The organism is Erythrobacter sp. S227, from assembly GCF_057364925.1.
The window spans coordinates 1901102-1914456 of sequence record NZ_CP200280.1 but is presented as its reverse complement, the minus strand read 5'-3'; the positions used below and the strand labels follow the sequence as shown (position 1 = coordinate 1914456).

At 58.4% G+C, this 13355-nt stretch carries 12 protein-coding genes; 1 reads left to right on the top strand and 11 read right to left on the bottom strand.

All coding sequences use genetic code 11. From position 1 onward, the window contains the following. From AC0V6Q_RS09005 to AC0V6Q_RS08985, 5 genes are all read right to left on the bottom strand, one after another. Entirely contained in the window at positions 1-3381 is a 3381-nt protein-coding gene (locus AC0V6Q_RS09005; protein WP_486168053.1) for a hybrid sensor histidine kinase/response regulator, read from the bottom strand. 162 nt (positions 3382-3543) lie between these two features. Further along, positions 3544-5319 (bottom strand): sodium:solute symporter family protein, encoded by a 1776-nt coding sequence (locus AC0V6Q_RS09000; RefSeq protein ID WP_486168052.1) that lies wholly within the window; start codon positions 5317-5319, stop codon positions 3544-3546. A 13-nt stretch (positions 5320-5332) separates the two neighbouring features. After that, entirely contained in the window at positions 5333-5695 is a 363-nt protein-coding gene (locus AC0V6Q_RS08995) for a DUF4212 domain-containing protein (protein ID WP_486168051.1), read from the bottom strand. A gap of 129 nt (positions 5696-5824) precedes the next feature. Then, positions 5825-6424 carry an exonuclease domain-containing protein gene (locus AC0V6Q_RS08990; protein ID WP_486168050.1) on the bottom strand — a complete coding sequence of 200 codons (600 nt, stop codon included), beginning with the start codon at positions 6422-6424 and terminating at the stop codon, positions 5825-5827. A gap of 63 nt (positions 6425-6487) precedes the next feature. Continuing rightward, positions 6488-8350, bottom strand: a complete 1863-nt coding sequence (locus tag AC0V6Q_RS08985; protein ID WP_486168049.1) for a putative nucleotidyltransferase substrate binding domain-containing protein — start codon at positions 8348-8350, stop codon at positions 6488-6490. 139 nt (positions 8351-8489) lie between these two features. On the opposite strand from AC0V6Q_RS08985, the gene AC0V6Q_RS08980 reads away from it, so the two are divergent. Further along, positions 8490-9182 carry a hypothetical protein gene (locus tag AC0V6Q_RS08980; RefSeq protein WP_486168048.1) on the top strand — a complete coding sequence of 231 codons (693 nt, stop codon included), beginning with the start codon at positions 8490-8492 and terminating at the stop codon, positions 9180-9182. Between the two features lie 15 nt (positions 9183-9197). Here the strand turns inward: AC0V6Q_RS08980 and AC0V6Q_RS08975 are convergent, their stop codons facing one another. The 6 genes from AC0V6Q_RS08975 to AC0V6Q_RS08950 all read right to left on the bottom strand — a co-directional run bounded on the left by AC0V6Q_RS08975 (position 9198) and on the right by AC0V6Q_RS08950 (position 13345). Further along, on the bottom strand, positions 9198-10037 hold the full coding sequence (locus AC0V6Q_RS08975; protein WP_486168047.1) for a phytanoyl-CoA dioxygenase family protein: 840 nt from the start codon (positions 10035-10037) through the stop codon (positions 9198-9200). A gap of 7 nt (positions 10038-10044) precedes the next feature. Beyond that, positions 10045-10851 carry an NUDIX hydrolase gene (locus tag AC0V6Q_RS08970; protein WP_486168046.1) on the bottom strand — a complete coding sequence of 269 codons (807 nt, stop codon included), beginning with the start codon at positions 10849-10851 and terminating at the stop codon, positions 10045-10047. Between the two features lie 482 nt (positions 10852-11333). Continuing rightward, the gene (gene grxD, locus AC0V6Q_RS08965; protein ID WP_486168045.1) at positions 11334-11666 is read right to left on the bottom strand and encodes a Grx4 family monothiol glutaredoxin; all 333 of its coding nucleotides are present in this window, start codon (positions 11664-11666) and stop codon (positions 11334-11336) included. A 37-nt stretch (positions 11667-11703) separates the two neighbouring features. Continuing rightward, positions 11704-11937, bottom strand: a complete 234-nt coding sequence (locus tag AC0V6Q_RS08960; protein WP_486168044.1) for a BolA/IbaG family iron-sulfur metabolism protein — start codon at positions 11935-11937, stop codon at positions 11704-11706. Between the two features lie 5 nt (positions 11938-11942). After that, positions 11943-12266 (bottom strand): DUF1476 domain-containing protein, encoded by a 324-nt coding sequence (locus AC0V6Q_RS08955; RefSeq protein ID WP_486168043.1) that lies wholly within the window; start codon positions 12264-12266, stop codon positions 11943-11945. A gap of 80 nt (positions 12267-12346) precedes the next feature. Then, positions 12347-13345, bottom strand: a complete 999-nt coding sequence (locus tag AC0V6Q_RS08950; RefSeq protein WP_486168042.1) for an NADPH:quinone oxidoreductase family protein — start codon at positions 13343-13345, stop codon at positions 12347-12349. Positions 13346-13355: the final 10 nt, after the last annotated feature.

Sequence of the window (13355 nt, the reverse complement as noted above, 5' to 3'; positions counted from 1 at the left end):
TTACTCCGCAAACTCCACCGCTTCGCTCGGGCCTCGCGCCAATCCGCCCGAGATAAGCGCGCGCAAAGCAGCAGGCGCCGCCGGTTTAAGCAGGCGGTTTGCCCCCATCATCTGCGCTGCTTTCTCGGTCTCCTCCGAAGACTCAGCGGTCAGTAAAATCGCAGGCGGGCGCACCCCCCAATTATGACACAGCGATTGATAAACGCCGTCGCCGCGTTCCTCGCGATCGAGCCGGTAGTCCATGATCACAAGGTCAGGAGCTTCGCTCGCAAGGCTTGATGCCTGCGCCAGGCTATCGGCACACATCGCCGTCAGCCCCCATTTTTCGAGCAGCGCAGAGGTGGCGTTGAGCGCAGCAGGTTCGTTATCAACGATTAGGATACGCGCCGCTTTCAGGCCTTGGACTTTGCCTTTCGCCTTGCTCGCCTGCTCGGATGATTGCCAACGCGAAACAGTCATGTGGAGAGCAAACTGCGTGCCTTTTCCAAGCTCGCTGGTGGTTTCGACATGCACGTCCAAAAGGCGCGCGGCGCGCCGGACAATCGCAAGGCCCAGACCCAATCCTTCGCGATCTTGCGATTGGCCGCGATCAAATTCGTCGAAGATTGTCTCTTTATCGTCCTCTGCAATACCGCGGCCCGTGTCGAGCACACACAGGCGAACCTCGTCGCCTGCGCGTCTTACGCCCAGCAGAACGCCGCCCTTTTCGGTGTAGCGAACGGCGTTGCTCACCAGATTGCGCAGCGCGCTTGTGAGCCAGACCCTGTCGGTTGCAACCCATGCGCTCGTACGCACACTGCGCAGGTCGAGCGATTTTGCTTTGGCCTGAACGGCAAACTCGCGCACGAGTTCGTCAAAAATCCGCTGGACCGGGATTTCCTCGATGTTCGCCTCCACCCCGCCGGAATCGAGCTTGGAAATGTCGAGAAGTGCGCGGATCAGACGGTCGGCCGAAAGGATCGAACCGTCGAGGTCCCTGACCAACCGCTCCAAAGCTTTCTTGCCTGCGACTTCTTCGCCCAAGGCTGACGCAAAAAGGCGCGCGGCATTCAGCGGCTGGATCAGATCATGGCTCGCAGCTGCCAGAAAACGCGTTTTTGACCGGGTCGCTTCTTTGAGAGCCTCGTTCGCCTCGCTGAGCTGGGCAGTGCGCTGGGAAACCTCATCCTCCAGCGCTTGTTCGGCGCGGCGATCGGCTGTGATGTCGGTGTAAGAGGTGGTGTAACCTCCGCCCGGCGTTGGCGAGCCGACAATCCGCATCACGCGCCCGTCGTGCTGCTCGCTCTCGACGCGGTGCTCTCGTCCTGCTCGCATATGGTCAAGCCTGCGCGCGACATTGGCCTCGATCTCGGCCTCGCTCATATCGGTGCGTGCAAGGTTGAAGCGGATCAGATCGGCAATCGGGGTTCCGACGCTGACAAGCTCGTCCGGCAGGTCGAACAGTTCCTGATACCGCGAATTCCACGCGACCAGATGCATTTCCGCATCAACAAGCGCCACGCCCTGGTCGATGTTCTCGATAGCGATCTGCAAAAGCTCGCCGCTAAACGACAGGCGCTTGTTGGTCTCGTCGAACATGGCAACGACTTCGGCGAGTGGTACCGGATCACCGTCCGCCCATGACCCGACGAGCATGCGGGCCGAAGAGGTGCCGATAACACCCGAAATGGTCCGCTCGGCCATGTCAGTGACGGCTGCATCGGCCTCGTGATTGTCGCGGTAATCGCCGGACAGGGCCGCGATACTGGCATCGGCGCGTTCTTTCCCGACAAATTGGGAAAGGAGCAGGCGCACATCGGCAACGCGTTTTCTGGTGGTGAAACGTGCAGGCGCACCGCTGCTGTTTTTCCCTGCAAAAGCCGCTGCTTGCGCTGCATCGACAAGCGTTGGCGCGACGAGGAGCGAGGCAATCCAATAGACAAGCGTGTTGGCACCAAGGCTAAGGATGACGCCTGACACCAGAGGGTCGGGATGCACGGACAATATCGGCGCCTGCCCTGTAAAAAGCGGCCCGATCAGGAGGATCAGCCACAGGAAAAAGCCGGTGCACAGCCCTGCGATCATACCGGCTTTATTGCCGGTTTCGCTCACTACGCCTAGCACGAGCCCTGGCGCGAATTGTGCCAGCGCTGCAAATGCAAGGATGCCAAGGCCCGCCAAAGTCTCAAGCGTTCCAAAGCCGAGATAGAACATGTAGCCGAACAAAAGCAGAGCAGCGATCACCAGCCTGCGGGTCATCAGCAAACGCCCGGCAATGGCGCTGCGGTCGCCTTTGCCGCGCAAAGCCTCGCGGAACACAAGCGGCGCAATAAGGTCGTTGGTGATCATCGTTGAAAGCGCGACACTTGCGACCACGATCATCCCGGCGGACGCGGAAAAGCCCCCGATAAAGACAAGCAGTGCGAGCGCCTCGTTCCCTTGCGACAGGGGCAGGGCGAGGACGATCATATCCGCATTGGTGTCCGCTGGCAGAACGCTAAGCCCGGCCAGCACAATCGGAACAATCGCTATCGAAGTGAGCAGCAAATACGTCGGAAACGTCCAACGCATCGCGGCGTCAGACCGGTTCTTGCCCGCTTCGATGAAGGTCATGTGGAACTGGCGCGGCAGGCACAGCGCGGCGCATGCTGCGATCAATGTGAGCGTCATAAAGCGCGCATCGATCTGGTCAGGCGCGAAGATTGTTCTTGCCTCGACAACAGGCTCAGGCGCATTCCAGACAAGCGCCAATGCAAATCCGGCCAGCGCCAGCAAAGCGACCAGTTTTACCGCCGATTCCACCGCAATGGTCAGCACCATCCCGGCATTGTCACCGGCCCTGTCCGCGCGCCTTGCGCCAAAAAGGATCGCAAACAGCGCCATCAGCCCTGCGACCATCAGCACCAGCTCGTCTGCTGCAACCTGCGCTTCAAGCTCGGGGCTCAGCATAAGGAGCGAGGTCCCGACTGACTGCAATTGCAGCGCCATATAGGGCAGCGATCCGACGGTTGCGATGATGGCCACAAGCGCTGCGACACTTGCCGATTTGCCATAGCGCGCGGAAAGAAAGTCGGCGATCGAGGTCGAGTGCTGCGCCTTGGATTGGGCAAGCACTTTGCGCACAAGGCCGAAACCGAGAGTGAAAACAAGGATTGGACCAAGGTAGATCGGGAGAAAATCGAGCCCGTCCCTGACAGCGGTTCCCACCCCGCCAAAGAAGGTCCAACTGGTGCAATAGACACCGATGCTCAGCCCATAAACAAGGCTCTGATTGCGCGACAGCCAACTGGCTGTTTTTGAAGCAACAGCGTTCTCTTGCCTTGCACGGTCCTGCCACGAAGCCAGCCAGAACAGTGCGATGAGGTATGCTGTCACAGCGGCAATGGCTGCGCCGAACATCATGATCCCAAATCCCTCTCCGGCAAAGAAGCTACGCAAATTTGGGGATTCTGCAAGAAAAGACCGTGGATGCAAAAGCGGTCACGACCACGAAAAAGGGGCGATGCCATCAAGACACCGCCCCTTCTTGTGCGACCCTGGAGAGGTCAGGCCGTCAATTACGACTTAGTGAGCGTGTGCATCTCCTGCCCCGCGTGGGACACGGATCGAGTCCACAAGTTTGCGCACTTCGAGCGGGGTCTTGGCGGTCATGCTTGCAACGCCGATGGCGACTGCAAAGTTGATCACCATACCGATCACCCCGATGCCCTCTGGCGAGATGCCAAACAGCCAGCTGTCCGCCGTATTCGCAGCCGGGTTCACCAGCTTGAAGTAGGCGATGTAGCTGAAGGTGAAAACGAGGCCACTGACCATCCCTGCAATCGCGCCTTCCTTGTTCATCCCCTTGAAGAAGATGCCCATGAAGATCCCAGGGAAGAGGCTCGCTGCGGCAAGACCAAAGGCGAAGGCCACAACCTGAGCAACCCACCCTGGAGGATAGATGCCGAGGTAACCTGCCACAAGGATCGCCGCCGTTGCCGCGAGACGCGCTGCCAAAAGCTCGCCTCGCCCCGAGATATTCGGCGTGAAGGTTTGTTTCAGCAAATCGTGGCTGACCGATGCAGAGATCACCAGCAGAAGGCCCGCTGCGGTCGATAGAGCTGCGGCAAGGCCGCCTGCTGCCATCAAGGCAATAACCCAATCCGGCAGATTGGCAATCTGCGGGTTGGCCAGCACCAGCGTATCGCGGTCAACATAGACCTCGTTTGCGCTCTCAGCGTTCGGCGCATTAGCAATCACACGCTCGCCCGAAGGCCCGCGTTCGCCTGTGAATTCAGGCTTGCCTTCAAAAGCGGCACCGGGGCGATATTGCATCACGCCGTCGCCGTTCTTGTCCTGCCAGGCATAGAGCCCTGCATCTTCCCACTCGGTGAAGAAGCCTTCGACCTGTGCGTATTCCACATCATCGACTTTGTTGATGAGGTTATACATGCCGAACGCGCCCACGGCTGGGGCAACGGTGTAAAGCGCTGCGATGAAGACAAGCGCCCAGCCTGCCGATTTGCGTGCATCCGATGCCTTTGGCACGGTGAAGAAGCGCACAATCACGTGAGGCAGACCAGCAGTGCCGACCATCAAAGCCATGGTGATGCAGAAGATGTCGATCGTGCTCTTTGAACCGTCCGTGTAGGCGTTAAAACCCAGCTGAACGAGCACATTGTCGAGTTTCTCCAACACATAAGTCCCTGATCCATCGTTCAATTCCGACCCCAGACCCAATTGCGGAATGGGGTTGTCGGTCAGATAGAAGCTCAGGAAGAAGGCGGGCACGGTGTAGGCAAAGATCAGGACGCAATATTGCGCGACCTGCGTGTAGGTGATGCCTTTCATCCCGCCCATCACTGCGTAGATGAAAACGATGCCCATTCCGATGATGACGCCCATGGTGATGTCAACTTGCAGGAATTGCGAGAAGACGATCCCCACGCCGCGCATTTGCCCGGCGATATAGGTGAAGCTGATGAAGATAAGGCAGATCACCGCCACAACCCGCGCAGTCTTGGAATAGTACCGCGTCCCGATAAAGTCGGGCACGGTGAACTGGCCAAATTTGCGCAGGTAAGGGGCAAGCAGCAGTGCCAGAAGCACATAACCGCCGGTCCACCCCATCAGGTAAACCGATCCGTCATATCCGGCAAACGCCAGAATACCTGCCATTGAAAGGAAGCTCGCAGCGCTCATCCAGTCCGCTGCCGTTGCCATGCCATTAACGACCGGGTTCACCCCGCCGCCGGCGACATAGAACTCTTTCGTGGACCCCGCACGCGACCAGATCGCAATGCCGATGTAGAGCGCAAAGCTGAGCCCCACGAAGATGTAAATCAGGGTTTGCGTTTCCATTTTTCAGCCCCCCTCAATCGTCAAGATCATATTTGCGCTCGATCTGCTTCATACGAACGACGTAGAAAGCGATGAGGGCGATGAAGGTGTAGATTGCGCCTTGCTGGGCAAACCAGAAACCGAGCGGATAACCGCCGAGCATGAACTGGTCCAAAAAGTCGCGCAGCAGGATGCCACAGCCAAAACTGGCCACGAACCAGACCGCCATCAGGCTGCACAAAAGGCGGATATTCTCGCGCCAGTATGCTCCTTCATTGGCAGCGGTTTCGCCGCTGTCGTTGCTGTCATCAGGCGCAGATGAACACGAAGCATCATAGCTATCGCTGTGCTCCTCTCCCATATCGCCCGGATCAGCCGTTGAAACTGGATCGTCCATTTCTCTCCCCTTTATCCTTTGGGCCAGCGTAGAGATTCCGCCAGCTTTCCCGGACAGGCTAGAGGGGAGGGGGAGGAGAAGGGAGAGAGACTTTAGTCTTACACAGGCAAAGCGTGTGGAGGGACTGCGCTATCCTTCAAGCTCACCCAACGTCACGGCCGGGCGCATATGGCTGATCTGCGCCTGCATCAGCTCTGCTGCAGCAATCGTGTCGGTCAATGCGTCATGCGCTGAATAGTCGGGAAGGCCGTATCGCTTCCTCGCCTCGCCCAGACGATATGCGCCTTTGACGTGGAGATTGGGCTTCAGGCGTTGCTCGAGGGTAAGGGTGCAGATGCTGCGAACAGGCAAATCCGCCCCGAAAACCGCATGAGTTGCCCGTTTGAGGGCGCTGACTTCGATCCTTGCCGCATGGGCGACAAGCACCCGCCCGGACAGTGCGCGGATCAGCTCGGGCAGTATCTCGGAGATTTTCCGCCCCCGTGCCGCGCGTTCCTCACCAATGCCGTGGATCGTGACCGCTTCGTCGTCGAGCGAGGCCTTGCTCCTGATGTCGCAGGATTGCGCGTTCCTGAGCGTAATCGATGCCCCTTCAAAGGGAAGCCACCCTGCCTGAAGCAGGTCGGCGTCTTTGCGAAGGCCATCGAGTTCAAAGTCCAGGCCAAGAAAGGGCGCGTCGGTCGCGGGCAAGGTTCGCTTCGGCCACGGCGCGTTTGCATAATCTCTCAAGACACCGTGTTCGCTGCTCTTAAGTGCGTTCAGCGCACGATCAAATCGCCACTTGGCAAACACTCAGGCGATTCCCCCTGCAAAATTGCGGCGCAAGGCGTCCAGCGCTTGTCGCACGATGGCAAAGGCGTCTTTGAGATGATCACGCTCCAGCGGCGACAAGTCATCAGGCGCAATCAGATTGTCGGGTGCCTTGCCTGCCGACACTTGCCGCGTCTGGTGGGCAATGCGCATTTCGTTGACGAGTATCATCGCATCTTCAAGGCTTTGTGCATCGCCATCGTTCATCTTGCCTGCCTTGGCGAGCGCTCTCAGACGCTCAATCGTGCCAATAGCGCGAATCCCTGCGGCAAGGGCATGGGTACGGGCAATATCGACGACTGGCATGATCGCCTGGGCCTTGGCGTTGAAGACTTTCTGCCCATCCTCTGCCGTTTCGAGCACCAGATTGCGGAAAATGCCAAGCGGCACTTTCGATCTTAAGGCATCGCGCGCAAGATAGCTGATGAAGAGCGAACTGTCTTTGAGCCGGTCGATCGTATGGTCATGCAATCGCCGCGTGAGCTGCGCATCGCCGCAAATATGCCGCATGTCGAAAAAGATGGTTGCGCGAAGTATCCGGTCTTCATCAGGCCGGTCTATCCAATTGTCATAACGGGCCTGCCAGCCAGATAATGTGCGGCGCTGATCGGCGTTTTTCGCCATGATCCCGCCCTTGCAATGCACAAATCCGCACTCGTTCAAGAGGTCGCAAATCGATGTCCCCAGCGCCTCGAAATAGGCAAGGTCAGCATCGCTTGCCTCGTCATTGATGATAAAACCGTTGTCCTGATCCGACCCGACCAATTGCTCTTCGCGTGCGAGCGAACCAAAGACAACGAAGGCAAACCCGCAAGGCGCAGCGCCAAGCTCTTCCATGGCAAGCTCTGCGGCGCGGCGATGGGTCGCCTCGCCAAGCGCCGAGGTAAACCGCATGGCCTGTGCTGCATGAAGCCCGGAATTGACCATGCTCACATAGTTTTCCGGGATGTGGCTGGCCGCCTCGATAAGCTCGTCAGCGTTGCGGGCCTTGGCGATCCTCATGCCTGCATCGATTGCGTTGTTGCCGATGGCCGAAAGGATATCGGTTGCGCTCAAAATTCCGGCAAGAGCCCCGTCGCCATCCGTCAAAGGGATATGGCGAAACCCGCCGCTCGCCATCAAAGCCATCGCTTCTGACGCGCTGGCATGAATAGACAGGGTTTGAGGCGATTGGGTCATGACAGAGGCAATCGGCTGATCAAGCGGATGCGAGCGCGCGACCACACGATTGCGCAGGTCCTTGTCGGTGAAAATGCCTTGCAGCCTGCCCCCGGCACAGATCGCAAGAGTGCTGACATCGCTTTGATGCATCAGCGCCACCGCTTCGCGAATGGGCAAATCCGGCGCGCACTCAACTGGCTCGCTCCGGCCGATAAGCTTGCCCGCTTCAAACTGGTCAAACTGAAACCGCGAGCTTTCCTGCCGTTTCTTCAATGCGTAGCTGAGCCGCGCTGTTTCATCGCGGGCAAAGAATTCCTTGAACGCCTGGGCGCGGCTGCGAAGTTCATGAAACCGCTGGGCGGAAATGGCATAAAGAAGCGTATCTTCGATAGCGGTGGTGGTATTGTAAACCTCTCCGCCGCGCAGCAGGGAAGGGTAGGCAAAGGCAGAGCCTGTACCCAGCCGCGCAGTCAATTCCTCGCCCGCCAGACGCAATTCGACCGAGCCGGACCGCACCAGAAACAAGTGTTCGTTATGACCGCCCGCAGTAAGAACCGCCTCGCCCTTGCGAACATAGCGGATTTCAACCTCGCGCGAGAGATCAGCGCGCTCTTCGTCGCTCAACATCTGAAAAGCGGTGGTGCCTTTCAGAAACTTTGCGATTTCGGCGATCTCGGCTGTCATGTGACAATACCTACGGCACAAACATTCAAGAGGCTATGCCACTAAAGTAGAACGCAAGCGCGGGTGGGCGTGGTGTGGGCGCAATGCGGGCTGCGGTGAGTATTCGACTTTGGGACCAGTTTAGGCCAGTCATTGCGCGATGAAGTCTGAAATCTCCCCCGAACCTCCCGTCTGGCCTGTGGCTGCCTGGCTCACGGCATTCGTCATATCGGTGGCAGGGCCGCTGGCCGCGATTATCACTATGGCCCGCGCCGATCTGACAGGGCCGTTATCGGGGGCGGCCGCGCCGGTCTTGGCCGTGGGGATGATGGGTGTCGCCATGATCGGATCGGCGGTGACGGGTCGTTTATGGGTCGGTGTGGTTCTGGCTGGCATCAATGCGGCCTTCCTTGGCTCGGTCTGCGCCGCATCCGGCTTGCTTTCACCAGCGCTTCCGCCCTTTCTCGCGGTGGCCGTGCTGGCCGCCAGCATCAGCTTTGCCGCGCGCGGGAGCCTGTTTGCACTGAGTGCAGCCCCGAGGGGATGGCTGGTCGCAGTTGGTGTGGTTGCGGGCGAGGCCGCCATTGTGCTCACCGCCCTGTTCGAGCCCGGTACCTTGCCTGACTGGCTTCTTGCCTTGCTGCCCGCGCAATGGGCCAATATCGCGCTTCAATCTGCATTTTCCGGAGGCGTTTCAGCACAGGCGCTGGCATCGATCGCAGCCTTGGTGGGGACGGCAGCGGCCACCATGTTCGTGACCTATATGTGGCCGCGTCGATGGACCTATGCGATTATGTTTACGATTTGGCTCGCACTATCGGCGGTCGTATGGTCGGCGGGCGCTGGCAACTGATCCTTAGCGCAGGCGCTAGGCAAAGCCTCTCACGGGAAGCTCTTTCCCGCGCTGGATCCAGTTCAGTTCCGAATACTCGCACGCACCATCCGTCACATGCAGCGTATAGGCGTGGCGCGGTCTGTCGGAGCGGTTGGGCGGGCTGTAATGCGGCAAGAGGCCGTGGAAGAGGACCAATGTGCCCGCCTTCACCTCAAGCGGCATCGCCGAGGCATCATCGGGCCACGGGGCATCGGACAAGGTGTCCATTTCGGTCTCGCCGTTTCTTAGGCAGAACCTTTGGCGAAGGGGCGTATCAATGCCGTCCTTGCTCACCCAGAGACAGCCATTCTCCACCGTTGCATCATCAATCGCGAACCAGAAAGTCAGGACGGAAATCGGCGTGGTGTAAAAGAAGGTCGCGTCCTGGTGCCAATGCACTTCGCCGCCGATACGCGGTTGTTTGAAGATATACATGGATTGCCAGATTTGCGGGTCCTGCTGCCCCAATGCGCGTGCAACGTCGCCGCATTTGGGATCGCGGGAGAACCTCTCGAACACCGGATGAAGGTCATGCATTCCATGACCGATCTTATTGATCGAGAGCGCTTTTGCCTGAGCAAGCTGGCCATTTTCATCAAAGGCCTCTTCTTCAAAAAAGCACCGGACTTTATCGCCAGAGGTGAGGAAATAGTCATCGCGCGGGCGCGTCTCTTCATTGGTGGTGAAGATCGACCTTTGCCCTTCTGCATCGAAGTCATCGATGATGCCGGCCGCCGCTTGCCTTAATTCTTCAAGTTCTTTGCGCGGCTTGAAATTCTCAAGCACGAGGTAGCCTTGCTTGGCGAAATCCTGAAGGTGACGCTGGGACAACATGGCCGGTTTACGCGCGGGCCACCGTCTCTAGAAGCTCGGCTGTCACGGGGTATCCTGCGTCCTGCATGATTGTCAGCATGGGTTTCTCGCCCGTGGTGTCGATCTGCGGGATGATTGTCTTGACAGGGATAGCCTCGGCCTGTGCGCGCGCTTCTGCAAAGCTCGCAAACAGGGCAAGCCGTTCAAGATTGCGCCGGGTAGGAAAGATCAGCTTGATCTCCCCGCGTTCCGCCATCTCCAGCGCGCCTTTTGCGCTGACCCAGAACAGGCGCGTGTTTTCCGCCTGATCGGTGGAAACATCCACATCCCCCGTGCCCAGATTGGCAAGGTAGAAGCGCGTGTCATACACCCGCGGGATATTCTCGTTCTTGGGATACCACCTGGCAAAAGGCACGATCTGATCAAGGTCCAGCGTCCAGTTGAACGCGTCCAGCACAGGTGCCAGCGTTTTCCTTTCGTCGAGCAGGGTTCGCGCCGCTGCCGCTTTGCCCGCGTCGATGTCACCTTTGAGACCAAGCGCAAGGCCCGTCTCTTCAAGGGTTTCACGCACGGCTGCAATCTGGTGGGCTGCCTCGTCCAGAGTTAAATGCCCCCTGGTCGCCAACGGGATTTGCTCTGCCAGCTGGAAATCGGCCTCATCCACCCGGCCTCCCGGGAACACAGCCATCCCGCTTGCAAAGGTCATATTGCGCGAGCGCACGGTCATAAGCACCTGCGGCTCGCCCCCTTCCGGGCAATCGCGATAGATTATGATGGTGGCAGCCGGGATGGCCCCGTCTGTGTTGGGTTGGTTCGATTTGGATTCGTCAGTCATTGCGCCGCGATGATGCAGGCTCGGCACCCTCTTGCCAAGACCCATAGCGCAATGATCCGGCAGTGGAGGAGCGGGGGCGATCTGTCGAAAAAATTTACAGTGCCGAACGCCTTAACTTCTGGCTAACCATCGTGATGCGCACAAAAGCTGGAAACTGCGTTTTTGGCACGGGGAATGCATAGTTACATGTGAAGAATGTGGTCTTCGAATTGAGGCAAGCCCTTCCTGGTCTCTGGGCGTTGCCTCCCCGTTTTAAAAAAGCCGCCTCGCACTTACCCGTTGCGAGGCGGCTTTTTGTTTGTGGGTGTTTGTTTTCCGCACTCGCATCCGCGAGCGCGGCCTAGCGAGAGGTTACCAATTCGGCGCCGAAGGTGTCGCAAGGGCGACCGCCCGCACGCAGGTGCCCCGCAAGGAGCGCAGCGACTGTAGGGAATAGCACCGAGGACGAAAGCGCGGACCCGCTTTCGTAAAAACAAGGAATCTTACTCTTCGATTTTTGCGACGCCGCTTTCGTCCATCATCTGTTGAAGCTCGCCCGCTTCAAACATTTCCATCATGATGTCGCTGCCGCCGACAAACTCGCCTTTGACGTAAAGCTGCGGGATGGTGGGCCACTCCGAATAGGTTTTGATGCCCTGGCGGATTTCCATGTCCTGAAGCACATCGACGCTTTCATACTGGACACCGCAATGATCGAGGATCGCGACCGCGCGGCTGGAAAAGCCGCATTGCGGGAACAAGGGCGTTCCCTTCATGAAGAGAACCACATCGTTCTCACCAACGACAGAAGCGATACGTTTGTCAGCATCAGACATTACAAAGAACCTTCAAAAAATCTCGTGTTACGCTTGGTTATTTGGGAACCACGGTAGTGACTTGCAAGGCGTGCAGCTCGCCGCCCATTTTGTCACCGAATGCGGCATAGACCATCTTGTGCTGCTGAACGCGGTTTTTACCAGCGAACTGCGGCGCGGTGACCTTGGCCGCCCAATGGTCATCGTCGCCTGCCAGATCGGTGAGCTCGACGATAGCGCCAGGGAGGGCAGCTTTGATCGCCGCCTCGATTTCATGTCCGGGCATGGGCATGTGATTTAGCTCTGGCTCATATATTGGCGCTTGGCCTCGATCGCCATTTCTTCAAGCTTTGCGCGGATGTCCGCCTCGCTGATGTCGGTTTCAGCAGCGGTGAGGTCGCCTAAAAGCTTGCGGATGACATCTTCATCGCCTGCTTCTTCAAAGTCTGCCTGGACCACTGCCTTTTTGTAGGCTTCGGTTTCTTCCGCGGTCAGCTTCATTTCACCAGCGGCCCATTCGCCAAGGAGCCGATTGCGGCGTGCGGCGATTTTGAAGGCGGTTTCTTCGTCCATCGCGAATTTGGCTTCTTCGGCGCGTTCACGGTCTTTAAAATCGGTCATTGGGCAGGTCCCTTTGGAAAAAATGTAATCTTGAGCCAGATAGAGGGGAGGGGCGCTAGTCGCAAGCGCCTCTCCGACTATCAATCCATAGTCACAACGACCTTACCCACGGCCTCGCGCGCCTCAAGCTTGGCAATTGCGTCGCCTGCACGCTCAAGTGGGAAGGTTTCGGAGACAAGCGGGTCGATCTTGCCTTCTTTCATAAGGGCAAAAAGCTCTTTCACCTGCTCGACGAATTTTGCGGGCTCGCGCGCGGTGAAAGCGCCCCAGAAGACTCCGCATACATCGCAGGATTTGAGCAGCGTGAGGTTCAAGGGCAGCTTGGGAATGCCAGCCGGGAAGCCGACCACTAAGAACTTGCCCTCCCATGCGATAGAACGCAGCGCTGGTTCAGAATATTGGCCGCCGACAATGTCATATACGATGTTCGCGCCGGTTGGGCCACAGGCTGCCTTGAACGCATTGGCAAGCTCTTTGGACGCGGCCTTGTCCATTTCATCGCGCGGATAGATCACTACCTCGTCAGCGCCAGCATTGCGCGCGACTTCAGCTTTCGCCTCGGACGACACAGCGGCGACAACCCGTGCGCCATAGGCTTTGGCAAGCTCGACAGCAGAAAGACCAACGCCGCCTGCTGCACCAAGGATGAGGACAACGTCGCCTTCCTTGATGTGACCGCGGTCTTTGAAACCGTGGATGGTCGTGCCGTAGGTCATGAGCAGCGATGCGGCTTTCTCAAATGGCACGCCGTCGGGGATGGGGAAGAAGCGGCCATCGGGCACAATCGCTTTTTCGCGAAGGCCCCCATTGCCGAGCATTCCGATCACGCGGTCGCCCGGCTTGCAGCTGGTCACGCCTTCGCCAACGCTTTCCACCACGCCAGCGATTTCGCCGCCGGGGGAATAGGGGCGCTCGGGCTTAAACTGATAAAGGTCGCGGATCATCAAAGTGTCGGGATAGTTGATCGCGCAGGCCTTCACATCGACCAGCACTTCGCCTTTGCCCGGGGTGGGTGCGTCGATTTCGTCGAGCTTCAGCGTTTCCGGTCCGCCCACTTCATGGGTCTGGATGGCTTTCATTTGGTGTTCT

What these genes read in the sequence shown, in the direction of transcription:
- AC0V6Q_RS09005 (WP_486168053.1), bottom strand. Translation starts at nt 3,381, where the DNA reads ATGATGTTCGGCGCAGCCATTGCCGCTGTGACAGCATACCTCATCGCA.
- AC0V6Q_RS09000 (WP_486168052.1), bottom strand. Translation starts at nt 5,319, where the DNA reads ATGGAAACGCAAACCCTGATTTACATCTTCGTGGGGCTCAGCTTTGCG.
- AC0V6Q_RS08995 (WP_486168051.1), bottom strand. Translation starts at nt 5,695, where the DNA reads ATGGACGATCCAGTTTCAACGGCTGATCCGGGCGATATGGGAGAGGAG.
- AC0V6Q_RS08985 (WP_486168049.1), bottom strand. Translation starts at nt 8,350, where the DNA reads ATGACAGCCGAGATCGCCGAAATCGCAAAGTTTCTGAAAGGCACCACC.
- AC0V6Q_RS08980 (WP_486168048.1), top strand. Translation starts at nt 8,490, where the DNA reads ATGAAGTCTGAAATCTCCCCCGAACCTCCCGTCTGGCCTGTGGCTGCC.
- AC0V6Q_RS08975 (WP_486168047.1), bottom strand. Translation starts at nt 10,037, where the DNA reads ATGTTGTCCCAGCGTCACCTTCAGGATTTCGCCAAGCAAGGCTACCTC.
- AC0V6Q_RS08970 (WP_486168046.1), bottom strand. Translation starts at nt 10,851, where the DNA reads ATGACTGACGAATCCAAATCGAACCAACCCAACACAGACGGGGCCATC.
- grxD (WP_486168045.1), bottom strand. Translation starts at nt 11,666, where the DNA reads ATGTCTGATGCTGACAAACGTATCGCTTCTGTCGTTGGTGAGAACGAT.
- AC0V6Q_RS08960 (WP_486168044.1), bottom strand. Translation starts at nt 11,937, where the DNA reads ATGCCCATGCCCGGACATGAAATCGAGGCGGCGATCAAAGCTGCCCTC.
- AC0V6Q_RS08955 (WP_486168043.1), bottom strand. Translation starts at nt 12,266, where the DNA reads ATGACCGATTTTAAAGACCGTGAACGCGCCGAAGAAGCCAAATTCGCG.
- AC0V6Q_RS08950 (WP_486168042.1), bottom strand. Translation starts at nt 13,345, where the DNA reads ATGAAAGCCATCCAGACCCATGAAGTGGGCGGACCGGAAACGCTGAAG.